This window comes from Streptomyces sp. NPDC018000 (assembly GCF_044328025.1).
Classification (GTDB): domain Bacteria; phylum Actinomycetota; class Actinomycetes; order Streptomycetales; family Streptomycetaceae; genus Streptomyces.
On record NZ_JBIRGM010000001.1, the window covers coordinates 452,291 to 475,842 of the forward strand.

Sequence of the window (23,552 nt, forward strand, 5' to 3'; positions counted from 1 at the left end):
GGGAGAGGGGGGCGGAGGGTGCTCAGGGGTGGTTGTAGGCCACCAGTGAGATGCCGACGTAGTGCACGACGAAGGCGGCCAGGGTCAGCGAGTGGAAGACCTCGTGGAAGCCGAACCACCGCGGTGACGGATTGGGCCGCTTGATGCCGTAGATGACGCCGCCGGCGCTGTAGAGCAGCCCGCCGACGACGATCAGCACCAGCACCGCGACCCCGCCGGTCCGCATGAAGTCCGGCAGGAAGAAGACCGCCGCCCAGCCCATCGCCAGGTAGCAGGGCGTGTAGAGCCAGCGCGGGGCGCCGACCCAGAACACCCGGAAGGCGATGCCCGCGGCCGCCGCCGCCCAGACCGCCCACAGGAGCGGCGTCCCGGTCGCCTCGGGGAGCAGGAGCAGCGTCAGCGGGGTGTAGGTGCCCGCGATGATCAGGAAAATATTGGCGTGATCGAGCCTGCGGAGCACCGCCTCGCCGCGCGGCCCCCAGGTGCCGCGGTGGTAGAGCGCGCTCACACCGAACAGCAGGCACGCGGTCAGGACGTAGATGCCGCAGGCGATCCGGCCGCGGACGCTGTCCGTCAGCGCGACCAGCACGATCCCCGCGACGATCACGGCGGGGAACATTCCGGCGTGCAGCCAGCCACGCATTCGGGGCTTCACCGGGACGGTGTCGGACTCGGCTGTTTCCAGCCCGGCCGGCTCGGGCGCGACGGCAGCAGTCATTCCCGCATCGTACCTACGCCACCGTAGGTACGAGCCACGAGTGGCGATGCTCACGTGTGCGCTCCCCTGGACATATGGGTGAATCGGTCGGATGATCAAATGAGTGCGGTCGGCACCGGATGAGCGCCAACGAGATTCGAAGGGGTCGAAGCGTCCGGGTCGCAGCCCCCACGGGGCAACTACCAAACAGACACCCTCTTCAAGGAGCGATCGTGGCGCGCGACATCGCGGCTCCCCTCACTGCCCCCACCCATCACCAGGAGCTCATCTCCTGGGTGAACGAGATCGCAGCCATCACCGAGCCGGCCCAGGTGGTCTGGTGCGACGGCTCCGAGGCCGAGTACGAGCGCCTGTGCGGGGAACTCGTGGCCAAGGGCACGTTCACGAAGCTGGACGAGACCAAGCGCCCGAACTCCTACTACGCCGCGTCCGACCCGAGCGACGTCGCGCGCGTCGAGGACCGTACGTTCATCTGCTCCGAGAAGGAGGAGGACGCGGGCCCGACGAACCACTGGAAGGCCCCCGCCGAGATGCGGGCCATCTTCACCGGGGAAGAAGGAAACAGCTTCACGGGTGAGCGGGGCATCTTCCGCGGCTCCATGCGCGGCCGCACGATGTACGTCGTCCCGTTCTGCATGGGCCCCGTCGGCTCCCCGCTGTCCGCGATCGGCGTCGAGATCACCGACTCCGCCTACGTCGCCGTCTCGATGCGCACCATGACGCGCATGGGACAGGCCGTGCTCGACGAGCTCGGCACCGACGGCTTCTTCGTCAAGGCCGTCCACACGCTCGGCGCTCCCCTGGAAGAGGGCCAGGAGGACGTTCCGTGGCCGTGCAACTCCACCAAGTACATCTCGCACTTCCCCGAGGACCGCGAGATCTGGTCGTACGGCTCCGGCTACGGCGGCAACGCCCTGCTCGGCAAGAAGTGCTACGCGCTGCGCATCGCCTCCGTCATGGCGCGCGACGAGGGCTGGCTCGCCGAGCACATGCTCATCCTCAAGCTCACGCCGCCGCAGGGTGAGGCGAAATACGTCGCCGCCGCGTTCCCGAGCGCCTGCGGCAAGACCAACCTCGCCATGCTGGAGCCCACGATCTCCGGCTGGACCGTCGAGACCATCGGCGACGACATCGCCTGGATGCGGTTCGGTGAGGACGGCCGCCTCTACGCGATCAACCCCGAGGCCGGCTTCTTCGGCGTCGCGCCCGGCACCGGCGAGCACACCAACGCGAACGCCATGAAGACCATGTGGGGCAACTCCGTCTTCACCAACGTCGCGCTCACCGACGACGGCGACGTCTGGTGGGAGGGCATGACCGAGGCCACTCCGGCCCACCTCACGGACTGGAAGGGCAACGACTGGACGCCTGCGTCCGACACGCCCGCCGCCCACCCCAACGCCCGCTTCACCGTCCCGGCCGGCCAGTGCCCGATCATCGCGCCCGAGTGGGAGGACCCGAAGGGCGTGCCGATCTCGGCCATCCTCTTCGGCGGCCGCCGCGCCTCGGCCGTACCGCTGGTCACCGAGTCCTTCAACTGGCAGCACGGCGTCTTCCTCGGAGCCAACGTCGCCTCCGAGAAGACCGCCGCCGCCGAGGGCAAGGTCGGCGAGCTGCGCCGCGACCCGTTCGCCATGCTGCCGTTCTGCGGCTACAACATGGGCGACTACATGAACCACTGGATCAAGGTCGGCGCCGACAAGTCCGACCAGTCCAAGCTGCCGAAGATCTACTACGTGAACTGGTTCCGCAAGAACGAAGCGGGCAAGTTCGTGTGGCCGGGCTTCGGTGAGAACAGCCGCGTCCTGAAGTGGATCGTCGAGCGCCTGGACGGCAAGGCCGAGGGCGTCGAGACGCCGATCGGCATCCTGCCCGCCAAGGGCGCCCTGGACACCGACGGCCTGGACCTCTCCGACTCCGACCTGGACTTCCTGCTCAACGTCGACAAGGAAGTCTGGCGCGAGGAGGCGGGTCTGATCCCCGAGCACCTCAACACCTTCGGTGACCACGCGCCGAAGGAACTGTGGGACGAGTACCGCGCGCTGGTCCAGCGCCTGGGCTGACGCCCCCCGGGCGCACCCCGCGTGGGTGCGCCCCCACACACCCCGCGGCCGGGTCTCCAGACATCCGCCCTGACCTGTGGGGTCAACGGCCCGCCGCGGTAACGACCTCACCCGTGGGCGAGGTCGTAAGGCCCCCGGAATCCCCTCACGGTTCCGGGGGCCGCTCTTTCCCGCCCCTTTTATAGAGAACGTCCAAGCATCGCCGTATCCTTGCGCACAACACCTCCACAACGCTTCGATGTCCCTTCACATCACCTTCGGTCGAGCCTGGCCGGAGGGCCAACCGGGCCTGTGGGGGACTCAGTTGAACAAGATCCGGCACCATGGACGCATCGCGGCGACGCTGGCCGCGCTGACACTCACCACCGCGGGACTCACCGCACTCGCGCCGACCGCCGCCCGCGCGGCCGACGGTCCCGTGGCCGGCGACACCGTGGCGAAGCTGCCGATCTCGTCGTACTCGGCCATGGTCGTCGACTCCGTGCACGAGCGGGTCTACATCACGGACGACCGCAGGGACAGGGTCGCGAACCAGGTCCACGTCTACAACTTCGAGGGACAGAAGGTCGGTTCGCTGCCCACCGGCACCGCGCCGTCCGGGATGGCCCTCAGCACGGACAGCGGGACACTCTACGTCTCGCAGTCCTCGGGGATCCTCGCGTTCGACACCGTGACACAGGCGCGCACCGGCTTCACCTTTGCCTCGTACGACGTGAGCTGCCCGCGCGATGTCGCCTTCGCCGGCGGCAAGGTATGGCACACCGAGACGCCGTACTACTTCGACTGCGACACCCGCCAGAACTGGCTGCACGGCACGAACGGCACCCAGTCCGTCAACACCGGCTGGAACGCCACGGGTCGGCTGCGGCTGGCGAGTGGCCCCGAGGCGCCCGACCGCTTGGTCATGGCACAGGCCGCCAGCGCGGGGGAGCCGAACCCGTTCCTCACCACGTTCGACGCGAGCGGCGACACGCTCGTGCGTGGCCCGGAGCGGCGGTTCGCGGACAGCGAGGGCCGCGGCGCACTCGACATGAAGGACGTCGCGCAGTCCGCCGACGGCCGGCGGATCGCCGTCGCCGACGCCGCCCACGGTGCGGGCACCCGTCTCCTGGACGCCGCCGATCTGTCCGACGCGCCGACCGGGTACCAGCCGCTGCCCGAGGGGGCCAAGAGTTCCGCGGTCGCCTTCAGCGGCGACGGCACGTACATCGCGCGGGGCGCCGGCGCGACCGGGTCCACGCCCGACCTGCTGGTGCAGCCCGCGGACCCGGCTGACGGCACGGCACCGCTGGAGTTCGCCTTCGAGGGTGCGCTCGACGGGGGCCGGATCGCACCGCGCGGGCTCAGCTGGTCGAAGGACGGGGCGCGCCTCTTCGCCGTCACCACCAACGCGTCCGGCTCCGAGTACTGGCTGCATGTCATCCAGCCCCCGGCCGCCCAGTACGACTCCCGCTTCACCGGCGCGCTCTCCACCACCCCGGGGCAGCCCGTAGTCGGTGAACCTCTCGGTATCCGGGGCCGGTTGGAGCTGGACGGACCCGCGCCCGCCGAGCCGGTCAGGGTCACCGCGGTACGGCACGACGCGAACGGCGACCGCAAACTGGCCCCCGTCGAGGTCGACGCCGACGGTTCGTTCACCGTTCTCGACGTCCCGTCACTGGTCGGCGACGCCACCTACACCGTCACCTTCACCGGTGACGTCACCCACCGCCCGGCCGAGGACACCACCCTCTCGGTCACGGTCGCCAAGGCCCCGACCACCATCACGCTCACGGCCCCCGCGGAGGCGACCAAGAGCGAGGGGCTGACGATCACCGGCACCCTGACCGGTCAGGGACGTGCGCTTCCCGCCGGGATCACCCTTTCCGTGCAGCGCACCGACAGAAAGGGAACCGGCACGCTGACATCGGCAGCCGTCGCGGCCGACGGCACCTTCGCGATCAACGACCTGCCCCGGGCCGCCGGCCAGGTGACGTACGAGGTCGGCTACGCGGGCGACGCCCTGCACAGCGCATCGACGGCGTCGGCCACGGTGCGAGTCCGCAACTAGCTCTGTTCGTAGGCGTGTTGTGACCGGGTGAGTACGGTCCGGCTCATGGGCGCCACCCGGTCCACGCGCCACCCGGTCCACGCGCCGGCGGCCCGTGGACCGGGGCAGTCAGAGGGCGCCGACCAGGTGCGACGAGGCGGCGGTGGAGGTGGCGACCGCCTCCGCGTGGGCGTCCATGCGCTCGGCCGCGAGGATCGCGACGGCCGTGTCGGCGCGGGACGCGGCCACCACCAGAGCGCGGCCCGCGAGGGCATGGGCGCGGCGGTGGAGCGCGAGTGCGGGTGCATCGGTTCGACCGGCGTGCCGGGTGGGTGGCGTGCCGCGCAGCCTGGCCACCTGCTCGGCGATGCGGTCGCCCGCCGCGCCGAGGTCCAGCTCGTCGGTGACCGCGAGAAGTGCGGCCAGGCGCCCGGCGAGCTGGATGTCCAGCTCTTCCTCGCGGGAACGGTGCGGGTAGTCGTCGGCGCGGTCGGCCGGTGTGTGGACCGATTCGGTGCGGATCGGTTCGTACATGGATGGCCTCCTGGTGATGCTATGGAACCATCCTACATTGGATTCAGTCTAAAATTATCCGCGATCGATACCGTGGGAGAGGCGGACCGGCCGCCCCTGTTTGCCGCTCCCCGCATCGACATCAACATTCCTCTCCACCACGACGACGTCGGCTTCCATGACCAACCACGTCGTGGAAGCCGACGTCACGTGAGGACTCGAATTCGCCAGCAGCATCGGAATGGAAACTGTGGCCTGCCGGTATCCGGGGCCTACGCGCCCGGAGAGTCGTTCTTCATCGAGCCGTCATTCCGAACCGCAGCCCGGCGGCCGGAAGGCCTCCCGTCCCCGGTGCATAGGTGGTGACCGGCTGGACGGTGCCGCCGGTCACGTTCGTCCACTGCATCGCGTACAGCGAGCCATAGGCGCCGGGGCCGTAGGGCATGCCGATGTACAGGCTGGTCTGCGTGCCGTGCAGGCTGGTGCCCGTCTTCTGCGAGGTGCCCGGGGTACCCGGCATGCCGGAGCCGTTGCCCGCCTCGATCCATCGGTCGTTGTCGCCCGGCGCGCCGATCAGGCCAAAGACGCTCACCGCACCTGCGTCGACGACCGTGCCGATGTCCTCCCCCGGCACGCCGACGGCCATCACCAGGCTGGAGGCGGTGCTGTTCGTCTCGGGCGCGCGGTTGACGACGGCCACCTGAGCGCCCATACGGTCACCGGCCTCGGGCGCTCCGACGATATCGTCAGGGGCCTGGTCGTAGCCGGAGTTGACCTCATCGATCCCGACGCCCAGGAGCACGTTGACCACGACAACACGCCCGGCGTCGGCCTTGGAGGCCCCTGCGTAGGTGATGTCCTCGCCTGGGACGCCGATGGCGATGTACGAGCCCCGGTAGGGTACCCAGCCTCTGGTGGTGCGGGCCGCGGCGGCCGAGACCGCTGCCCCGAACTGGTCCCCTGCCTCCGCCTCACCGCTTATTCGGGGGTCAGCCTGATTGATGGATACCCGGTAGGTGGGGACACCGCTGCTGTTCAGCTCATGGCCCAGCACATCGACCTGACCAGAGACCACCTCGGCCCCGTTCGGGCCGCTCGTATAGGGAACGACTCCCTCGCCCGGAACGCCGACCACCAGATGATCGGCCGATCCGGCAACGGCGGAACCGAACTTGTCGCCCGCCTCGGCGGTGCCGGCCACGCCCGACTTCCCTTGGTTGAGCGCCCGGTTGACGGCGCCTCGCAGATAGAAGACGCCGCCGGCATCAGTCTTGCCGTCGACGTCCTCACCAGGGACTCCGATGACTATGTTCCGATGACTATGTACGGCTCATTGGCGAACGTGAGGCCGGCGGCGACAGCGGCGCCCATGCGGTCGCCGCTGTCGGACGTCGCGGCCAAGATGTCCCCTGACCCCGCGCCCTGCTCCAGGTGGAGTGCCGCCCGGCCGGAGGCGAGTCCACCGGAGGCTCCGTAGATGACGTCCACGGTGCCGCCGTCCGTCACGGAACCGACGTCCTCACGGGAGGCGCCGACAACCAGGTCGGTGCAGCCGTCCGCGTTGTGGTCGACGGTGGCCAGCGAGTCTCCGAAGTAGTCGTTCGCCTCGGCGTCGCCGGGAACCGTGGAGAGGTCCTGATTAATCTCGAAAGTGCCCTTGCCCCCGCCGTAGACGATGCGCACAAGGCCGGCTTTGGCATTCGGAGCCCCCGAGACCGGCCCGTTCACACCCGTGAAGCGGAAGCGGTGACCACCGGCCTGGCGTGATCGGGATCAATTGAGGCGTGTTGCAGAAGGCCGTGATCAAGCAGCTTGAACTGGGCTACCGGCGTGCGCTGGTCATGTAGGGCCCGGAACCGTCGCACTTGGGCTCGCCAGCCCAGCCCGGCCACAGAACAGGGCCGGGCACCGGTGCGGCGAGCCCTCCTCGGCCTCGCACCAGCCCTGACCTGCTACAAGACGCTCACCAAACACGCCACCTGGGACAACCTCTCTACGGCTGGCCGTATCCGTCCAGGAAGTGTGCGATCCGGGTCACCGCGTCCGCCAGATCCTCGGTCGAGGGCAGCGTCACCACACGGAAGTGATCGGGCTCCGGCCAGTTGAACCCGGTACCGTGCACGACCATGATCTTCTCGGCCCGCAGCAGGTCGAGGACCATCTGCCGGTCGTCCTTGATCTTGTAGACCTTGGGGTCCAGGCGCGGGAAGAGATACAGCGCCCCCTTCGGCTTCACACAGGTCACGCCCGGAATTTGGGTCAGCAGGTCGTACGCGACATTCCGCTGCTCCAGCATTCGCCCGCCCGGCAGCACCAGATCGTTGATCGACTGCCGCCCGTTGAGCGCGGTGGCCACGGCGTGCTGTGACGGCATATTGGCGCAGAGCCGCATATTGGCGAGGATCGTCAGGCCCTCGATGTACGAGGAGGCGTGCGCCTTCGGACCGCAGACCGCCATCCATCCCGAGCGGTATCCGGCCACCCGGTAGTTCTTGGAGAGCCCGTTGAAGGTGAGCACCATCAGATCGGGCGCGATCGTCGCGGTCGGGGTGTGGGTCGCTCCGTCGTACAGGATCCGGTCGTAGATCTCGTCGGAGCAGACGACCAGATTGTGGCGCCGGGCGATCTCCGTCAGCCCGCGCAGCATCTCGTCGTCGTAGACCGCACCCGTCGGATTGTTCGGGTTGATGATCACGAGCGCCTTGGTGCGGTCGGTGATCTTCCTTTCGATGTCGGCGAGGTCCGGCAACCAGTCGGCCTGCTCGTCGCACCGGTAGTGCACGGCCGTACCGCCGGCCAGCGACACCGAGGCGGTCCACAGCGGATAGTCCGGAGCCGGTACGAGGACCTCGTCGCCGTCGTCGAGCAGCGCCTGCATCGACATCTGGATCAGCTCGGAGACGCCGTTGCCCAGGTAGATGTCCTCGACATCGAGGTCGATCCCCTTGGTCTGGTAGTGCTGCATCACCGCCCGCCGCGCGGACAGCAGCCCCTTCGCATCGCCGTAGCCGTGTGCCCCGGAGAGGTTGCGCAGTATGTCTTCGAGAATCTCGGGCGGGCATTCGAACCCGAACGCGGCAGGGTTGCCGGTGTTCAGCTTGAGGATGCGGTGACCGGCTGCTTCCAGCCGCATCGCTTCCTCGAGCACGGGGCCCCGGATTTCGTAACAGACGTTGGCGAGCTTCGTGGACTGGATGACCTGCATGGCTGGGAGCTTACGGCCGTGTTTCACGAGCCGCCCGGACATTCGTCTCCGGTTACCCCGCCCGAGTAACCCGGGCACCCCGCTCCGGCTTCCATAACCATGAGCCCGCCGCCCCCGACCGTGGGAACGCGGGTCGGGGACGGGGGCTGGGCTTGGAAATGGGCGGAACGGGGACGCGACGGACGCGGACGGGTGAGATGCGCCACGTGAGCGGAGGGTGCTCGGGGCGTGAAGGGGGGTTTGTGGGAGCGTGGAGGCGCGAGAGGCGTGACGCATATTCCGGCTGTCGGGTTGACCATCGTATGAACAAGCCGTACGACTTCGAGATCGAGCCGGAGGTGCGGGCGTGGTTGGAGAGCCTGAGCGACCGCGACTTCAAGAGAGTCGACGAAGTGGCCGGGATGCTCGCCGACCTTGGGCCCGAATTGGGAGGCCCCTGGGCCGACCACCTCGAGGGGCCGGTCTGGGAGCTGCGACTGCGGTTCCGTGACGTCGCGCCCCGAGTGACCTACTGGATCACTCCGACGCGCACGATCGTGCTTTTGACCGTGTTCCGGAAGACGAAGCAGCACGAGCAAGGTCAGATCGACCGCGCTGTACGCGCCCAGAAGGTCTGCGAGAGCGTGCATCATGAACCGGTGACCGCGATGTATGAGAGGAAGGCGTGATGGCCGTACAGCACAGTCGCTGGATTCCCTCGGACACCCGGACGGAAGACCCGGAGCGGATCGCCATTCGCGAGGCCCTGGCCTTCGGTAAGGCCCTCTACGACCGCCGGACCGCACTCGGGCTCAGCGTGTCGGAGCTGGCCGTGCGTACCGGCATGGACGAGGACGACATCGAGTGCATCGAAGAGGGCGGTACAGCGCCGACACTCGAACTGCTCAGGAGCCTCGCGGCTGCCCTGGACGCGGACGTACGCCTCACAGCCGGCCATGACCTCGGCTCGCTCTGGTTCGAAGCGCACGCGGCCTGACAGAATCGGGATGCCCGACTCAACGAGGAGCCGGCACCGCTCGGCGCCTGGAGGAGGGAGAACATCCCGGTGGGCGCCGAGCGGCCGCTTCCCTGACGGGTGGGTGATCGCGCTCTACCTCGCCTTGTCCTCGGCGAGCGTGTGCGCGACCAGGGCGTTGGCGTGCCCGTGCCCCAGGCCGTGCTCGGACTTGAGCCAGTTGACGATCTCCAGGTGCTTGGTCAGCGGCGAGGAACGGATGAGTTCCTTCCACTCCGCTATCGGTCGGCCGTACTTCTTCTCGATCGACGGGAAATAGCTCGCGGGGCCCTTCACTGCATCGGTCATGGCGGGAATTCTGTCATCGCCGACGGTGACTGTCCGGGCGATATCCGGTGGCCGGGCCGGGCCGGGCCGTGCCGTGCCTCCGCTACCGTCGGCCGATCGCAATCCGAGTGCGGCGGTGGACCGCGCTCCGGCACACTGCGCCGATGAACGCAGTTCCTGCTCCGTTGCCGCAGGCGCGGGCCCTGAGACATGTCGATTCCCGGTCCGCGGGTCGGCCGCTCGACCCCGACCTGCCCCTCACGCTGAACTTCCACCCCGACCGGCTGGTCGGCGGCCGGCCGATCCTGGACCGGCTGGCCGAGGACGGTGTCTACCGGTCGCAGTTCGTCACCGGCACCAGCAACGGAGGCCTGACCGCGCACCCGGGCGGCGACCGGTGGCGCTGGGAGAGCCGGATTTTCGACGGCGCGTATGACGACGCGCCCGCCGAACAGAGGCCGGTGTACGGCGCGTTGAACTTCCGTCGGAAGTCCGTCGGTGCGGCGCCGAGGTTCGGTTCCTCGTACTTCCGGCTGACCGCGGAAACCCTGCCTCGGGCCACGTTCTGCTACCCGGACAGCGCAGCCGGGCCGACGGACTTCGGCGTCGCTTCCGGTACGCACCTCATCGAACTGGCCGAGGCCGACGACCGCGACGCGCTCGACGACTACATCGAGGCGCAGATCCATGGCTCTGTCGTCCTCGACCGCCACGTCGAGGCCCTGGTGCTGGACCCCGGCTACCGGTCCACACCGGTTGAGGAGGCAGCCGACCGGCTCCCCTGCCGGACGGAGTGGCACGAGGGATTCCGGCTGACCGTCGAGCAGTTGCGGCACCGTCCGGGCTACCGGGGCGCGGAGATCGTCGAACTCGGCGCCGAGATCGCGCAGGACGGCGTGCTCGACCCGCGCGTCATCGGGGACGCCGTCCGCGGCGGCCGGTACGACGCGCAGTCGCTCAAGATGGTCTGGCACTGCCTCGCCCGCTTCGGTGCACCACCGCACCGCCCGGCCGACCCGACCGATCAGGGCATGGATGGTCGGGTCCGACCGGGCACGCGCTTCCTGACGTGAGTGCTCGTAAGGGAAGGAGTCCGGGGTACTGGAGCGGCTGAACCAGGCCATGGAGCACATCGAGTGCCGCCTCGATCAGCGGATCGATGCGGCCGAGCCGGCGCGGCGACCGAGCGGCTTGGGACCGAACGGCCTGAGACCGGGCGGCTGGAAACCGCCCCTTGTGGGGGCCCCTGCCGTGCGCCAACATGCACATGTCAAACCGAAGGAACTTCGGTCGCAGGGGCCATGTGTGCCCTGCGCGGCTCACTGGAGGGGACCCCCACATGAAGAAGCCTCTCGTCGGCGCGCTTTTCACCGTTCTGCTCCTCGGGGCGGGAATCGCACCCGCGACCGCGGCCACCAGCCACGACGCGGCAGCGACCGGCACGGTCAAGCCACAGGTCAAGCTCAAGGAACAGATCACGCCGAAGGCGGTCAACTTCGCCGGGACCGTCGCGCTCAGCAACTGTTCCGGCTCCGTTGTCCGTACGCCCGACTCCCAGCCCTCCGACCCCGCGCTCGTGCTCTCCAACGGGCACTGCATGGAGACGGGATTCCCGGGGCCGGGCAAGGTGGTGTTCAATCAGCCGTCCACCCGTAGCTTCACCCTGCTGAACGCCGCCGGCAGCGGTGTCGGCACCCTGCGGGCGAGCAAGATCGCGTACGGGACGATGACCGACACCGACATCTCGGTGTACCAACTCACCCGCACCTACGCCCAGATCGAGAGCACCTACGGCATCAAGGCCCTGGAGCTCAACGCCGCGCACCCCGTCCAGGGCACCGCGATCACGGTCGTTTCCGGCTACTGGAAGCGCACGTACGCCTGCAACGTGGACGGTTTCGTCTACCGCCTCAAGGAGGGGGCATGGACCTGGAAGGACTCGGTCCGTTACACCTCCGCCTGCCAGACCATCGGCGGTACGTCCGGCTCCCCGGTGATCGACAACGCGACCGGCAAGGTCGTCGCTGTCAACAACACGGGCAACGAGGACGGGCAGCAGTGCACGGACAACAACCCGTGCGAGGTCGACGAGAGCGGCAATGTGACGGTCCGTCACGGCATCAACTACGCCCAGCAGACCTACGGCATCGTGCCGTGCATCGGTACCAGCAGCAAGTTCGACCTCAACCGGCCCGGGTGCGCCCTGCCCAAGCCGTGAGTCTGTGAATCCCGTCGCCGTCGCGATTGCCCGGTCGGGTGTCGTGGCGGCGACGCACTGGTGGGCTCACAGCGTGCGCGTGCGCGTGCGCCGGATCGCCGCCTCGATCCCGTCGAGCAGCACGTCGAGTCCCACGGTGAACGTCTCCCGCGCCTCGCGCTCCAGGTACGGCATCGCCTCCTCGCCGGGTGCGGAGGGCGGCTGTTGCGGGGTGCTCTCGCTTTCCATCGCGGTCAGGCTCGGATAACGGGCCGCGAAGTCGGGTGCCACCTCGCCCAGCAGCGCCGAGCGGGCGAACCACCACTCCTCGTCCGACTCGCCCGTCACCGCCGCGGCCTGCCGCGCCTCGGCGACCGTCCCGGCGCAGCCGCGCACGAAGTGGGACAGCGTGCCGACCAGCCGCCGCAGGAGCGGGGCGTCGAGGCCGGTTGCGTTCAGCAGGCGTACGAGCGTGTCCAGGCCGGCGTACTCGTGCGGACCGAGGACCGGGCGGGCCTGGGAGACCTGGAGCACCCAGGGGTGGCGGAGGTGGAACGCGAGGGTATCGTGCGCCCAATCGGTCAGTCCCGCACGCCAGTTGTCGATGTCGGCGTACTGGGTGGGCAGTTCGGCGTGGACCGCGTCGTACATCAGGTCCAGCAGTTCGCTCTTGCCGGGGACGTACGTGTAGAGCGCCATCGCGGTACGCCCGAGCCGCTCGCCCACCGCGCGCATCGAGAGCGCGGCCATGCCGTCCTCGTCGGCGACGGCGATCGCGACGGTCACGATCGCGTCCACGCTCAGCCCCGGCCTGGGGCCCGGGCCGGGGCTGCGGCGCGGCTGCTCCGGCTGCTCGGCCCGCCACAGCAGGGACATCGAGCGGCGGGTGTCGCCCTGTCCGGCAAAGACCACCACTTGCGACTCCTTACGCCGTAAAGTACCTTCGCCGAGGTAATTCCTTATGGCATAAAGTATCAGTCGCAGAGAGTGGGTGCCGCGATGGGGCAGGCGTTGCCCGTGTCGTACGTACGGGTCGTCGGCGTGGAGCGGATCACTCCGCGGACGGCGCGCGTCACCTTCGCCGGGGACGCCCTGGCGGAGCTCATGGAGGACCGGCCCGACCAGCAGATGAAGCTCTGCTTCCCGAGGGAGGGACGGGAGGTGCCCCGGCTGCCGGAGCCGGACGCCGACGACACGTACGGCATGCGGTGGTACGAGGCGTACCTCGCGATCCCCGAGCCCGAACGTCCGCTGATGCGGAGCTTCACGGTTCGCGCGTACGACCGCCGACTCGGCCTGATGGCCGTCGACTTCGTGCTCCACGGCGACGACGGCGGCGATGGCGACGACGGCGGCGACGGTGGCGGCCCCGCCGCCCGCTGGGGCCGGGACGCGCGCTCCGGGGACGTCCTCGGCATGGTCGGCCCGTCGCCGGCGTATGCCCGGCCGCTGCCCGTCGCCGACTGGCTGCTGCTGGCCGGGGACGAGACGGCGCTCCCGGCGATCGGGACGCTCCTGGAATACCTCCCGGCCGGGGCGCGGGCGGTGGTGTACGCAGAGGTCGCCGACGAGACGGAGGAGCAGGTGCTCGACTCACCCGGTGAGGTGACCGTCCACTGGGTGCACCGGGACCGGGGCGGGGCGTTGACGGATGCGGTGAGGGGCGCCGAATTGCCCGCCGGGTCCGGTGCCGCGTGGCTGGCCGGTGAGGCCGGGGCGGTGCGGGCCCTGCGCCGCCATCTGGTCGATGAGCGTCAACTGCCCAGGAATGCCGTGGAGTTCAGCGGCTACTGGCGGGTGAACCTGACCCAGGACGACGCCCCGACCGAGGAGGACCTGGCCTGGGCGAAGGAGCGTGCGGCCCAGGGCTCGGAGGCCTCGTAGGCCCTGGGTGTGTCCCGCCCTTGCGGGGTTGTTCTCCGTCCTCCGTCCGAGGGAGCGGAGAACAACCCCGTCGGGATCAGAAGGATCAGAAGAAGGTGCGGATGTAGTCCGTGACCGTGCCGTCCGCCTCCACCAGTGGAATCAGCGGCCACTTTTCAAAGCTGGTGCACGGGTGCGACAGGCCCATCCCCACCCAGTCACCCACTTCCAGCTCCGCGCCCGGCTCCGTACGCACCCACGCGTGCTGGTCCGACAGGCGGCTCACCGAGAGGCCCGTCGCGGGCCGGATCGTGCCGTCGCGGCCGGACCGTACGACCTGCGCCTCGGGGAGGTCGAGGTCGTACGCCGCATCCCGCTTGCCCGCGTTGAGGAACGCCTGCTCGGCGGACGGGCGCGACACGACCTGCGCCCACAGCCGGAAGGCGGGCTGCAGTGCCCCCTCGTCCGGGACGCGGTTGAACGGGGTGAGGCGGCGGTAGTGGCCGTCGTCGTGCGAGACGTACGCCCCCGAGCGCAGCAGCTTCAGCACCGGGGCGGAGAGTTCCGGAATCTCCGCCAGTACGTCCGCCACCACGTCGAACCACGCACTGCCGCCCGCACTGATCACGATCGGCTCGCCGTCCGCCAGCGCCGCGAATCGGCCGGCGCGGTCGAAGGCGACGGCCAGCGCGACGAGCCGGCGCACCCACTCCCGCACCCGCTCGCCGGACGCGTCCGGCACCTCGGCCTCGTAACCCGCCACGCCCACCAGGCGCAGCGTCCCCGTCGCGGCCACGGCGTCGGCGACCGCCGCGCACTCGGTCTCGGTCCTGACACCGGTACGCGCACCCTCGCCCGCGCCCAGCTCGACGACGACATCGACGGGGCGGGTGGCGCCCGCGCTCCGCAGCGCCTCGTCCATCAGCTCCACGCCGCGCTCCGAGTCGACGTAGCAGATGAAGTGGAAGTCCGGGTCGGCGTCCAGCTCGCCGGCGATCCAGCGCAGGGCCGCCGCGTCGACGAGCTCGTTGGCGAGGAAGATCCGCCGGATTCCGTACGCCCGGTAGACCCGCGCCTGGTGGGGCACGGCCGCGGTGATGCCCCAGGCGCCGTGCTCCAGCTGACGGGCGAAGAGCTGCGGGGACATGGAGGTCTTGCCGTGCGGGGCGAAGGCCAGCCCGTGGCGCTCCGCGTATGTCTCCAGAAGGGCGAGATTGTGCTCGACCGACTCGGCGGACAGGGCGAGCACCGGGGTGGTGAAGCCGCCCGTGAAGAGATTGCGTCGCTCGGCGGCGAGGGCGCCGACGGTCAGCCCTTCCGCGTCGGGCGGTAGTGCCTTGAAGCGGTGGTCGACCAGCTCGTCGGCGAGTTTGGCCACGGGGTTGTCGGAATGGTCGGGGCGGTCGGGGCGGTCGGGACGGTCGGGACGGTCGGCGGCCAAGGGGGCCTCCTCGATCTGAGTAGTCGTTGCAACATATGCAACATTCCCGGGTCCGTGGGTGAGGTCGTCACGGGACGCCGAGTTCGAAAAGGGCGTAGCCCGCGTACGAGCCGGAAGCCAGGGCCGCGACGCCGAGGAGCATGAGCTGGTGGGCCGGGCTGAGGCGGCGCAGGGCGAGGGCGAGCGGGAGGAAGAGCGGGAAGAGGGGGAGCAGATAGCGGGAGACGTTGGCGAATATCTGCTGGCTGCCCAGGATGAGGACGAGGGTCAGGACGGTGTAGACCACCAGGACGGCCGGGGGACGCAGCCGGATCAGCAGCGAGAGCAGTGCGAGCGCGAGCAGGACGACACCGACGCCGATCAGGTCCGCGAAGGGCCAGGCGGAGAGATAGTCGAAGTGGCCCACCGGGACGGATGTGAGGACGTCGAGGGTGTGCCGGCCGTAGTCCCACTCATGGGCCCAGGCATCGGACTGAAGCTTGAAGTAGCCGCCGTAGTCGCCCATTTGGTGACCCACCCAGCCGATATAGGCGAGGAGGCCGAGCGGGGCGACGGCCATCGCGGCCACCGGACGCAGGATGCCGTCCTGGCGACGGCAGAGCGCGAGCAGAGCCGCGACGGCGACGGCGGCGATCAGCGCCCCGGCGGTGGGCCGGTTGAGCCCTGCCGCGCAGGTGAGGAGACCGGCGGTGAGCCAGCGGCGGCTCAGGACGGCATGGCAGGCCCAGACGGCCAGGGCCACGTAGAGGGAGTCGGAGTAGACCGCCCACTCCGCGCCGGAACCGGGCCAGACGGCCCAGAGTCCGGCCGCGGCCAGCCCGGCCCGTCTGCCGCCGAGGCGTTCGGTGACGGCGTAGATGCCCAGGGCGGCGGCGAAGGAGGCGACGACGGAGACCAGCATGCCGGCGCCGTACACGCCGAGGCCGGTGAGCTCGGAGACCAGCCGCATCAGCGCCGGGTAGAGCGGGAAGAAGGCCGCCGAGTTCCCTTCGAGGGTGATCGGGCCGGTGGCGCCGGGGATCGGGACCAGTTGAGGGTCGTACCCGTACGTGGCGATCTGCTCGTACCACCAGCCGTCCCAGCTGGCCAGGACGTCCCACGGGTGGGCACCGCCGCCGAAGCGCGGGTGCTTCGTGCGGTAGTCCCCGGCGGAGTGCAGCAGCCACATGAAGGTGGCGAAGCCGATGAACTTGAGCGTGCCGTAGACGGCCAGTACGGGGCCGTAGTGCTCGGCTGTGCGGCGCAGCCGGTGCCGGCGGCCGGGGCCCGTGGTGGCGGGTCGCTGCGGCAGCTTCGCGTTCCAGCTCGGGGTGCCGGTCGCGTTCGTACGGGCGGTAGTCCTGATCATGCGCGGAACACCCACGCCCGGAAGAACAGGAACCGCAGCAGTGTCGCGGCCAGGTTGGCGGCGAGGAGTACGGCGAGTTCGACGGCCTGCCCGGCCGAGGGCGCCGCGTGGTGCAGGGCGGCGAGCGATCCGCCGGTGAGCGCCAGGCCGATCAGGAGGACGACCAGGCCCCTGCTCTGGTGGCGCAGCACACCGCCGCGGCCACGGAGGCCGAAGGTGAGCCGCCTGTTCACGGCAGTGTTGGCAACGGCGCAGACCAGCAGCGCGAGTGCGTTGGCGGCCTGGGGTCCGGCCACCGGGCGCAGCACCGCGTAGAGGAGCAGGTATGCGAGGGTGCTGACGGCTCCTACGGCGGCGAAGCACACGAGTTGGGTGGCGAGCCTGCCCGGTGCGTCGGCGCCGTCGTCGCGGAGCGACCCGCCCGGCGGCAGCGTGCGCCGCGCCAGTGCCCCGCCGATCCTGGCGATGCCGCGCAGGTCGGCCAGTGCCGTGGCGAGGATGTCGACCCGGGTGTCGGGATCGTCCACCCAGTCGACCGGCACCTCATGGATGCGCAGCCCGGCACGCTCGGCGATCACCAGCAGTTCGGTGTCGAAGAACCACTCCGAGTCCTGTATGAGGGGCAGCAGTCGCTCGGCCACATCACGCCGCACCGCCTTGAACCCGCACTGCGCGTCGGAGAAGCCCACGGCGAGGACGGAGCGCAGGAGGGCGTTGTAGCAACGAGAGGTGATCTCTCGCTTGGGGCCGCGCACCACCCGGGAACCGGGGGCCAGGCGGGTGCCTATGGCGATATCGGAGTGGCCGGAGAGCAGCGGGGCCACGAGCGGCAGCAACGCCGTCAGTTCCGTGGACAGGTCCACGTCCATGTACGCGAGTACGGGGGCCGACGAGAGCGACCAGGCGGTACGCAGCGCCCGGCCGCGCCCCTTCTCGGTCAGCCGAAGCCACTGTGCTTCGGGCAGTTCGTCTGCCAGCCGAGCGGCTATCCGAGGGGTGCTGTCCGTGCTGGCGTTGTCGGCGATGGTGATACGGAACGGATAGGGGAAGGTCTCGCGCAGGTGTTTGTGGAGCCGCCGCACGCTCGGCTCCAGATCTTTTTCCTCGTTGAACACGGGGACGACCACGTCCAGGACGGGCTCCCGGTGGTGCGTCACCACCGGTGCGCGGTGCGGCAGTGGGCTCGGTTCCTTCAGGGCAAGTGACCCTTGTTTTCTCATGCTTTGTCCTTTTTGTTACCTGGTGCGGGGTGTGCTGAAGACGCTCGGGGCGACGGTGTGCTGCGGCGTTACGGCGTTGCGGCGTTGCGGCGTTATGGGGTGGCGAGCGAGGACGGGGTGGTCGACGGCTGGTTCCGCGCGGCCGCCCTACCCGTACCCGGAGATGAGGCCGAGGTCGAGGGCGGCGGCGACGCGCTTTCCGTGCTCCCCGGCGGGGCCTCGGTGGCCGTGGCCGTACTCCCCGGCGGGGCCTCGGTGGCCGTGGCCGTACTCCCGGTCGCGCCCGGCGGCATGATTGCGGTGGCCCCGTCCGGGGACGCGGGGGCGGTGGAGGTGCCCGAGGAGGAGGGCGCGCTCGAGGACGCGTCGGGTGTCGCGGTCGAGGCGGAGGGCGACGGGCTCGTCGTCGGCTGTGGGCCGGGGTGGCTGGGCTCGACCCGGGTCGCACGGCCGGGCAGCAGGAACAGTCCGACGCTGAGGCCGACGACGGCCAGGACGGAGCCGGCTGCCCTCCGCGCGGCCCGTCTCCGACGTCGGGCACGCACCCCTGCCCAGAGACGTTCCCGTTGCTTCGGCTCGAACGGTGCGGGCGCCTCGCTGTCGCGCATCATCTGTGCCAGCTGCCGCTCGAAGTGATCCATGGGGTTCTCCTTCACCGCACCGGCTCGTTCACATTGCCCAGGAGCTGCCTCAGTCGCGCCACTCCGCGTGCGGCGTGGGACCGAGCCGTGCCCACCGGGCACCCGAGCGCCTCCGCCACCTGCCTCTCGGGCAGGTCCTGGTAGTAGCGCAGCACCACCGCCACCCTCTGCTTCGGCGTCAACTGGGCCAGCGCGGCCTCCAGCCGAGAACGCTCCGCCACGTCCGCGGACACATCGCCGGCCACCGCCGCCTCGGGCAACTGCTCGACGGGGCGTTCGCCCCACCAGCGCCGCTGCCCCGAGCGTGCCGCCGCACGCATCATCACCTTGCGGACGTACGGCTCCGGTGCGTCATCCGCGACCTTGGGCCAGACGAACCAGAGCTTGACCAAGGACTCCTGCAACAAGTCCTCGGCCCGATGCCGATCGCCTCCGACGAGCAGACGGGCCAGGTGGATCAGCGCCGACCAGCGGGCAGCCACGAACTCGTCGAACGCACGGGCTCGACTCTGCTCCATCCGCACTGTCCCTGTTCTCGCCGGTCGCCTACACCCTGTAAAAGGCACTGGCGTGCGACCCACGATGCACCTACGGCCCGTGATCTGGATCACATGGCATGTCGGCGACAAGCGCGAGTCGCCCCTCTGCCCCGTCCCGTTCCGTCCGTGAAGCCGACGACGAGGGCGCGGTCGCTCCATGGCCGCCCCGGCGCCCACCCGCGAACGCCCCAGCGGAGGTTCCGCAATGGCCCCGGCCCCCAAGAAATTGACGTTTTGTTGATCCCGGGTGTCCCCGTGCGGGTGACGCGGCCAAGATGCCCGGACAGTGACGAACCGGCCCCCGCCGTGGCCCGGTGCGGCAGGTTCCGCATCTGGTCTGACATGGGGAGAAGGAGTTCCGGCCGCAGGTGACCGGAAGGTGGATGCGTAACGCTCCGCAGTGGTACAGGAGTTAACGACTTTCGATTTGATCCGATTTGATATGGAGGTGTTGTGCAGGTGGCTCACACAGTTCGTCGTACTGGCCTCCGAAAAGTGTTCTCTGCCAGGTAAGACGTGGATAAAGTGCTGAGGCAGAACCGCGGAGCAGGAGCGATTGCGGCCGACGTATGACCGTCGTCCGGCCGGAGCCGAAACGGGGAACAGCGTGCCGACCGCAATAGCAGTGACCAGTGCTGACTTGGTGCTACCTCCCACCGACCAGCAGACACCGACAGCTGCCCTGCTGCAGGCGCCCGACACCCAGGCGCTGGAGATGGCCATCGGTGACATGCATGTGCTGCTCGAACAGCACGGCTACGTCGTCGCCGTCTACCCGACCGGCATCGCACCCGCCCATGAACGCCGGCTCTACTCCGTACGGTCCGTTCTGGAGAGTGACCGCATCGCCCTGCTCAAGGTGGACCTCCCCCCCTTGGGCGTCGCCGTGCTCGTGAGGCAGCTCCGCCAGCTGTCCATCTGCGACTTCAGCCCTGGAGTGGTCGCCTCCGCCGCCCGGCTGCTGTCCCACTACATCCATGCGGGCGCCCTGCTGAACTCCGTCACCAAGTTCGACCGGGTCCCGGTCGACCTCAGGACGCACGCCAAGTCGTGGGTGCCCGGCTCCCAGTTCGCCGTGGTCGCGGGCCCCAACCCGCAGCTCGTCAAGGTCGGCCCGAAGGCCGCGCCTCCGGCCGGCCCGGAATTCGCCACGCACCTGATGACCGCCAAAGGGCAGTCGCAGTCCGAGTGGGTGAAGCAGACCCTCGCGCCCGCGTGGCAGGTCCAGTCCATTCACGAGGCCGCGCTTCCTTCCGCTTCCCCGGCATGGTGGGGAACCGGAAAACTGGTGGAATTCGCTGCCTATCTGCCAGACATCTCCGTCCTGTACCAACTGGTGTCCTCCGTACGTCGGGAGAACTGCCACTGGTGCGGAATGGATCTCATCGGTGACCGCTGCGGGTTCTGCTCCTCCCCGCTACCCGCAGCCGAGAACCGCATGCACTCCGCCGGTGTCCTCAGCCGGCAAGCGCCCGCACCACCGCAGTCCTAGCGCTTCCGCTTTCCTCCGTAGACGCCCTCCTGTCCGCTGCCCCACGCATACGATTCGAACGAGGTTGTCCGGCCCATGAACTCCCGCCAGCGCCGCGGCGTGATACTCCTGCTTTTGTCGGTCCTGTGCGCCTTCGGCGCCTTCGCCGGCGTGCTCTCGGTGATCAGTGACGTCAACACCAAGGTCGGCCCCGAGGTCTCGGCCTACCAGCTGAAGTCCGACGTCGCCCCCTATACCGCCCTGTCGGCCGGGCAGTTCGAGAAGATCTCGATGCCGAAGCGCTGGCTCTCCACCAACGCGGTCACCGACATCTCCGAGGTGAACGGCAAGATAGCCGTCACCCAGCTGCGCAAGGGCTCGCTGCTCCAGTCCGACATGATGCAGAAGCGCCCCGAACTGCAGCCCGGGGAGCAGGAGATCGCCATCATGATCGATGCCGCGACCGGCGTCGCGGGCAAGATCACCCCCGGCGCCACGGTCAACATCTACGCCACCTTCGAAGGCGAGAAGGAAGGCAACCCCTCCCAGTCGAAGGTCATCGTCTCCAACGCCAAGGTGCTGGACGTCGGCAAGCTCACCGCCCTGGAGCCGAGCCGCGACGGCAAGTCCAGCATGGGCACCGAGGCCGTCCCGATCACCTTCGCACTCAACACGCTCGACACCCAGCGCATCGCCTACGCCGAGTCCTTCGCGGCGCACGTACGCCTTGCGCTCCTCGCCCCCGGCAGTGACAGCACCATCCGCCCGGGCGACCGCACCTACACGATCGACAAGGACAAGTGAGGATCGAATGACCACCAGGATCCTCCCGGCCGTCGGTGACGTCGACGCGGCCAGATCCGTCACCACCCTGCTCAGCCAGCTCCCCGATGCGGAACCGGCCACTCCGGCGGGTGACTCGACCGAGCTCATCGACACCCTCGCCCGCCTCGCGGGCGAATCGCTCGAGGAGCTGCCCGAGGTCGTGCTGGTCCACGAGCGGATCGGTCCGGTGCCGGCGCTGGAACTGATCCGGGAGGTCTCCCTGCGCTTCCCCGCCATCGGGGTCGTGCTGATCACCGCCGACGTCACCCCCGGTCTGTTCGCGTCCGCCATGGAGTCGGGTGCGCGAGGCGTCGTCACCCTGCCCCTGAGTTACGAGGAACTGGCCAACCGGGTCCAGTCCGCCGCCCAGTGGTCCGTCGGTGTCCGCCGCCACCTGAGCACGGGCACCGATGTCTTCACCGGCCCCGGCGGTACGGTCATCACGGTCAGCGGCGCCAAGGGCGGCGTCGGCGCCACCGTCACCGCCGTTCAACTCGCCCTGGCGGCCCAGGCGTCCGGGCGCTCCGTAGCCCTGGTCGACATGGACCTCCAGGCCGGCGACATCGGCTCCTACCTCGATGTGCAGTTCCGGCGTTCCGTCGTCGACCTGTCGGCGATCAGCGACATCTCGCCACGCGTCCTGTCCGACGCCGTGTTCAGCCATGGCACCGGCCTCGCGCTGCTCCTGGCACCCGGCGAGGGCGAGAGCGCCGAGGAGGTCAGCGACCGCTCGGCCCGGCAGATCGTCAGCGCCCTGCGTTCGCGCTACGAGGTCGTGGTGATCGACTGCGGCAGCCAGCTGCAGGGCGCCAACGCGGCGGCCATCGAGATGGCCGACGCGGCGCTGCTGGTCACCACGCCCGATGTGATCGCGGTACGCGGGGCCAAGCGCCTCGTACGGATGTGGGAACGGCTCCAGATCCGCAAGGCGGAGGAGACGGTCACCGTGGTCAACCGGTTCATCCGCAACACCGAGATCCAGCCGCAGCTGATCGAGAAGATCACCGGGACCAGGACGGCCAACACGGCCGTTCCCGCGAACTTCAAAGAACTCCAGAGCGTCGTCGACGCGGGCCGGCTGCACGAACTCGATTCCAAGAGCACGGTCAAACAGGCCCTCTGGGCCCTTGCGGGCGAGCTCGGCATCGTCAAGGTTCCTGAGAAGGCCGAGAAGAACGGCGCCAAGAGCGGCGGAATGTTCAAGAACGACCGGGGCTCGATCGGGCGCCCACGCATCGGCCGACGCGACGGCGATGTCCGGAACCGGGCGACGACCAAGGGGGCAAGTTGACCAATGGCACTTACCGAGACGGCAGACATGGAGATACGGGGAAGGCGTTGCGGTGAGCCATCCCCGGCACGGGGACTGACGCGGGGCCGGCTGTACGGCAGGCTGTTCGGCCGCAGGCGTGACAGCGGCCAGACCGCGATCGAGGCCCTGGGCATGACACCGCTGATCATCCTGCTGGCGGTCGTGCTCTGGCAGTGCGCGCTGATCGGCTACACGTTCTCCCTGGCGGGGAACGCGGCGGACCAGGCGGCGCACCAGGGGGCCGTCACGCAGGGCTTTCGGCTGAGGGAATGCCAGGAAGCGGCCAAGAAGGATCTGCCGAAGGCCTGGCGCAAATCGATGAAGCCGTCCAAGTGTCGCCACTCATCAGGCATGTACAAGGCTGAAGTCAGGCTGCAGGTGCCGGTCCTGGTGCCCGGTGTGCTCGACTGGCCGTTTCCTGTCAAAGGCAACGGCGCGTACCCGCTGGAGGCTGACCGATGAGCAAGCACACGCCCACACCCGGCCGGACAGCCGCTGCCACCACCACCGCCGCCCCCCGCCGCGACCGCGGCCAGGTCGCCATCGAGTATCTGGGCTTCCTCCCCCTGCTGCTCCTGGTCGGCCTCCTCGCGATCCAGGCCGGCCTCGCCGCATACGCCGCCAATCAGGCGGGCACCGGCGCCCGCGCGGCAGCCCGTATGGCCAGCATGTCGTCGGGCGGCTGCGACGAGCGGGCGGGCAAGGCCGCGATGAGCGACTGGACCGCCGGCCTGGCCAAGATCCGCGAGTCCTCCTCCTCCTTCGACGAGGTCACCTGCACCGCCCGCGTCGACGTGCCCGACATCATCCCGGGCGTTCATATCTGGGGCACGGCCGAACGCAGTTCCACGATGCCCCGCACCTGACCCCTGCGGCGCACGCGCC

The 23,552-nt window shown here is 69.4% G+C and carries 24 protein-coding genes; 13 read left to right on the plus strand and 11 right to left on the minus strand.

Annotated elements, in window-relative coordinates; all coding sequences use genetic code 11:
- Positions 1 to 22: 22 nt before the first annotated feature.
- On the minus strand, positions 23 to 718 hold the full coding sequence (locus ACH4EW_RS02245; protein ID WP_398250197.1) for a hemolysin III family protein: 696 nt from the start codon (positions 716 to 718) through the stop codon (positions 23 to 25).
- A 212-nt stretch (positions 719 to 930) separates the two neighbouring features.
- Between ACH4EW_RS02245 and ACH4EW_RS02250 the strand changes: the two genes are divergently transcribed.
- Entirely contained in the window at positions 931 to 2,781 is a 1,851-nt protein-coding gene (locus ACH4EW_RS02250) for a phosphoenolpyruvate carboxykinase (GTP) (RefSeq protein WP_398250199.1), read from the plus strand.
- Between the two features lie 238 nt (positions 2,782 to 3,019).
- A complete protein-coding gene (locus tag ACH4EW_RS02255; protein ID WP_398250201.1) occupies positions 3,020 to 4,831 on the plus strand; it encodes an Ig-like domain repeat protein in 1,812 nt (603 codons plus the stop codon).
- Between the two features lie 108 nt (positions 4,832 to 4,939).
- Here the strand turns inward: ACH4EW_RS02255 and ACH4EW_RS02260 are convergent, their stop codons facing one another.
- The 4 genes from ACH4EW_RS02260 to ACH4EW_RS02275 all read right to left on the minus strand — a co-directional run bounded on the left by ACH4EW_RS02260 (position 4,940) and on the right by ACH4EW_RS02275 (position 8,528).
- Positions 4,940 to 5,344 (minus strand): hypothetical protein, encoded by a 405-nt coding sequence (locus tag ACH4EW_RS02260; RefSeq protein WP_398250203.1) that lies wholly within the window; start codon positions 5,342 to 5,344, stop codon positions 4,940 to 4,942.
- 274 nt (positions 5,345 to 5,618) lie between these two features.
- Complete coding sequence (locus ACH4EW_RS02265) at positions 5,619 to 6,524, minus strand: hypothetical protein (RefSeq protein ID WP_398250205.1); 906 nt, start codon at positions 6,522 to 6,524, stop codon at positions 5,619 to 5,621.
- A gap of 104 nt (positions 6,525 to 6,628) precedes the next feature.
- Complete coding sequence (locus ACH4EW_RS02270; protein ID WP_398250206.1) at positions 6,629 to 7,006, minus strand: hypothetical protein; 378 nt, start codon at positions 7,004 to 7,006, stop codon at positions 6,629 to 6,631.
- A gap of 310 nt (positions 7,007 to 7,316) precedes the next feature.
- Positions 7,317 to 8,528, minus strand: coding sequence for a pyridoxal phosphate-dependent aminotransferase (locus tag ACH4EW_RS02275; RefSeq protein ID WP_398250208.1), 1,212 nt, complete (start codon positions 8,526 to 8,528; stop codon positions 7,317 to 7,319).
- Positions 8,529 to 8,830: 302 nt separating this feature from the next.
- On the opposite strand from ACH4EW_RS02275, the gene ACH4EW_RS02280 reads away from it, so the two are divergent.
- Together ACH4EW_RS02280 and ACH4EW_RS02285 are read left to right on the plus strand one after the other, a co-directional pair.
- Positions 8,831 to 9,196 (plus strand): type II toxin-antitoxin system RelE/ParE family toxin, encoded by a 366-nt coding sequence (locus tag ACH4EW_RS02280; RefSeq protein ID WP_398250209.1) that lies wholly within the window; start codon positions 8,831 to 8,833, stop codon positions 9,194 to 9,196.
- A complete protein-coding gene (locus ACH4EW_RS02285; RefSeq protein ID WP_398250211.1) occupies positions 9,196 to 9,504 on the plus strand; it encodes a helix-turn-helix domain-containing protein in 309 nt (102 codons plus the stop codon). The genes ACH4EW_RS02280 and ACH4EW_RS02285 overlap by 1 nt, the downstream gene beginning before the upstream one ends.
- Positions 9,505 to 9,618: 114 nt before the next feature.
- Here the strand turns inward: ACH4EW_RS02285 and ACH4EW_RS02290 are convergent, their stop codons facing one another.
- Positions 9,619 to 9,831, minus strand: coding sequence for a DUF4287 domain-containing protein (locus ACH4EW_RS02290; protein WP_398250213.1), 213 nt, complete (start codon positions 9,829 to 9,831; stop codon positions 9,619 to 9,621).
- 143 nt (positions 9,832 to 9,974) lie between these two features.
- Between ACH4EW_RS02290 and ACH4EW_RS02295 the strand changes: the two genes are divergently transcribed.
- Both ACH4EW_RS02295 and ACH4EW_RS02300 read left to right on the plus strand, forming a co-directional pair.
- On the plus strand, positions 9,975 to 10,883 hold the full coding sequence (locus ACH4EW_RS02295) for a DUF3626 domain-containing protein (protein ID WP_398250215.1): 909 nt from the start codon (positions 9,975 to 9,977) through the stop codon (positions 10,881 to 10,883).
- A gap of 266 nt (positions 10,884 to 11,149) precedes the next feature.
- Positions 11,150 to 12,028 carry a serine protease gene (locus ACH4EW_RS02300; RefSeq protein WP_398250216.1) on the plus strand — a complete coding sequence of 293 codons (879 nt, stop codon included), beginning with the start codon at positions 11,150 to 11,152 and terminating at the stop codon, positions 12,026 to 12,028.
- A gap of 66 nt (positions 12,029 to 12,094) precedes the next feature.
- On the opposite strand, the gene ACH4EW_RS02305 is transcribed toward ACH4EW_RS02300, so the two are convergent.
- Positions 12,095 to 12,922 carry a TetR/AcrR family transcriptional regulator gene (locus ACH4EW_RS02305; protein ID WP_398250218.1) on the minus strand — a complete coding sequence of 276 codons (828 nt, stop codon included), beginning with the start codon at positions 12,920 to 12,922 and terminating at the stop codon, positions 12,095 to 12,097.
- Positions 12,923 to 13,006: 84 nt separating this feature from the next.
- On the opposite strand from ACH4EW_RS02305, the gene ACH4EW_RS02310 reads away from it, so the two are divergent.
- Positions 13,007 to 13,891 (plus strand): siderophore-interacting protein, encoded by an 885-nt coding sequence (locus ACH4EW_RS02310; RefSeq protein ID WP_398250220.1) that lies wholly within the window; start codon positions 13,007 to 13,009, stop codon positions 13,889 to 13,891.
- Positions 13,892 to 13,976: 85 nt separating this feature from the next.
- Here the strand turns inward: ACH4EW_RS02310 and ACH4EW_RS02315 are convergent, their stop codons facing one another.
- From ACH4EW_RS02315 to ACH4EW_RS02325, 3 genes are all read right to left on the minus strand, one after another.
- Positions 13,977 to 15,311 carry an amino acid deaminase gene (locus tag ACH4EW_RS02315; protein WP_398250222.1) on the minus strand — a complete coding sequence of 445 codons (1,335 nt, stop codon included), beginning with the start codon at positions 15,309 to 15,311 and terminating at the stop codon, positions 13,977 to 13,979.
- Between the two features lie 67 nt (positions 15,312 to 15,378).
- Positions 15,379 to 16,659, minus strand: coding sequence for a hypothetical protein (locus ACH4EW_RS02320; protein ID WP_398250224.1), 1,281 nt, complete (start codon positions 16,657 to 16,659; stop codon positions 15,379 to 15,381).
- On the minus strand, positions 16,656 to 17,879 hold the full coding sequence (locus ACH4EW_RS02325; RefSeq protein WP_398250226.1) for a glycosyltransferase: 1,224 nt from the start codon (positions 17,877 to 17,879) through the stop codon (positions 16,656 to 16,658). Before ACH4EW_RS02325 ends, ACH4EW_RS02320 begins: the two co-directional genes overlap by 4 nt.
- A 57-nt stretch (positions 17,880 to 17,936) precedes the next feature.
- On the opposite strand from ACH4EW_RS02325, the gene ACH4EW_RS02330 reads away from it, so the two are divergent.
- A complete protein-coding gene (locus ACH4EW_RS02330; protein WP_398250228.1) occupies positions 17,937 to 18,515 on the plus strand; it encodes a hypothetical protein in 579 nt (192 codons plus the stop codon).
- A 16-nt stretch (positions 18,516 to 18,531) separates the two neighbouring features.
- On the opposite strand, the gene ACH4EW_RS02335 is transcribed toward ACH4EW_RS02330, so the two are convergent.
- Positions 18,532 to 19,038 carry a SigE family RNA polymerase sigma factor gene (locus tag ACH4EW_RS02335; RefSeq protein ID WP_398250230.1) on the minus strand — a complete coding sequence of 169 codons (507 nt, stop codon included), beginning with the start codon at positions 19,036 to 19,038 and terminating at the stop codon, positions 18,532 to 18,534.
- Positions 19,039 to 19,684: 646 nt separating this feature from the next.
- Between ACH4EW_RS02335 and ACH4EW_RS02340 the strand changes: the two genes are divergently transcribed.
- From ACH4EW_RS02340 to ACH4EW_RS02360, 5 genes are all read left to right on the plus strand, one after another.
- Positions 19,685 to 20,551, plus strand: a complete 867-nt coding sequence (locus tag ACH4EW_RS02340; protein ID WP_398250232.1) for a hypothetical protein — start codon at positions 19,685 to 19,687, stop codon at positions 20,549 to 20,551.
- A gap of 75 nt (positions 20,552 to 20,626) precedes the next feature.
- The gene (cpaB, locus tag ACH4EW_RS02345) at positions 20,627 to 21,334 is read left to right on the plus strand and encodes a Flp pilus assembly protein CpaB (protein WP_398250234.1); all 708 of its coding nucleotides are present in this window, start codon (positions 20,627 to 20,629) and stop codon (positions 21,332 to 21,334) included.
- A 7-nt stretch (positions 21,335 to 21,341) separates the two neighbouring features.
- Positions 21,342 to 22,646 (plus strand): CpaE family protein, encoded by a 1,305-nt coding sequence (locus ACH4EW_RS02350; RefSeq protein ID WP_398250236.1) that lies wholly within the window; start codon positions 21,342 to 21,344, stop codon positions 22,644 to 22,646.
- 153 nt (positions 22,647 to 22,799) lie between these two features.
- Positions 22,800 to 23,129, plus strand: coding sequence for a septum formation initiator (locus tag ACH4EW_RS02355; RefSeq protein ID WP_398250238.1), 330 nt, complete (start codon positions 22,800 to 22,802; stop codon positions 23,127 to 23,129).
- Positions 23,126 to 23,533, plus strand: a complete 408-nt coding sequence (locus ACH4EW_RS02360) for a TadE/TadG family type IV pilus assembly protein (protein WP_398250240.1) — start codon at positions 23,126 to 23,128, stop codon at positions 23,531 to 23,533. Before ACH4EW_RS02355 ends, ACH4EW_RS02360 begins: the two co-directional genes overlap by 4 nt.
- Positions 23,534 to 23,552: the final 19 nt, after the last annotated feature.

What these genes read in the sequence shown, in the direction of transcription:
- ACH4EW_RS02245 (WP_398250197.1), bottom strand. Translation starts at nt 718, where the DNA reads ATGACTGCTGCCGTCGCGCCCGAGCCGGCCGGGCTGGAAACAGCCGAG.
- ACH4EW_RS02255 (WP_398250201.1), top strand. Translation starts at nt 3,020, where the DNA reads ATGTCCCTTCACATCACCTTCGGTCGAGCCTGGCCGGAGGGCCAACCG.
- ACH4EW_RS02260 (WP_398250203.1), bottom strand. Translation starts at nt 5,344, where the DNA reads ATGTACGAACCGATCCGCACCGAATCGGTCCACACACCGGCCGACCGC.
- ACH4EW_RS02275 (WP_398250208.1), bottom strand. Translation starts at nt 8,528, where the DNA reads ATGCAGGTCATCCAGTCCACGAAGCTCGCCAACGTCTGTTACGAAATC.
- ACH4EW_RS02280 (WP_398250209.1), top strand. Translation starts at nt 8,831, where the DNA reads ATGAACAAGCCGTACGACTTCGAGATCGAGCCGGAGGTGCGGGCGTGG.
- ACH4EW_RS02285 (WP_398250211.1), top strand. Translation starts at nt 9,196, where the DNA reads ATGGCCGTACAGCACAGTCGCTGGATTCCCTCGGACACCCGGACGGAA.
- ACH4EW_RS02290 (WP_398250213.1), bottom strand. Translation starts at nt 9,831, where the DNA reads ATGACCGATGCAGTGAAGGGCCCCGCGAGCTATTTCCCGTCGATCGAG.
- ACH4EW_RS02295 (WP_398250215.1), top strand. Translation starts at nt 9,975, where the DNA reads ATGAACGCAGTTCCTGCTCCGTTGCCGCAGGCGCGGGCCCTGAGACAT.
- ACH4EW_RS02300 (WP_398250216.1), top strand. Translation starts at nt 11,150, where the DNA reads ATGAAGAAGCCTCTCGTCGGCGCGCTTTTCACCGTTCTGCTCCTCGGG.
- ACH4EW_RS02310 (WP_398250220.1), top strand. Translation starts at nt 13,007, where the DNA reads ATGGGGCAGGCGTTGCCCGTGTCGTACGTACGGGTCGTCGGCGTGGAG.
- ACH4EW_RS02320 (WP_398250224.1), bottom strand. Translation starts at nt 16,659, where the DNA reads ATGATCAGGACTACCGCCCGTACGAACGCGACCGGCACCCCGAGCTGG.
- ACH4EW_RS02325 (WP_398250226.1), bottom strand. Translation starts at nt 17,879, where the DNA reads ATGAGAAAACAAGGGTCACTTGCCCTGAAGGAACCGAGCCCACTGCCG.
- ACH4EW_RS02335 (WP_398250230.1), bottom strand. Translation starts at nt 19,038, where the DNA reads ATGGAGCAGAGTCGAGCCCGTGCGTTCGACGAGTTCGTGGCTGCCCGC.
- cpaB (WP_398250234.1), top strand. Translation starts at nt 20,627, where the DNA reads ATGAACTCCCGCCAGCGCCGCGGCGTGATACTCCTGCTTTTGTCGGTC.
- ACH4EW_RS02350 (WP_398250236.1), top strand. Translation starts at nt 21,342, where the DNA reads ATGACCACCAGGATCCTCCCGGCCGTCGGTGACGTCGACGCGGCCAGA.
- ACH4EW_RS02355 (WP_398250238.1), top strand. Translation starts at nt 22,800, where the DNA reads ATGACACCGCTGATCATCCTGCTGGCGGTCGTGCTCTGGCAGTGCGCG.
- ACH4EW_RS02360 (WP_398250240.1), top strand. Translation starts at nt 23,126, where the DNA reads ATGAGCAAGCACACGCCCACACCCGGCCGGACAGCCGCTGCCACCACC.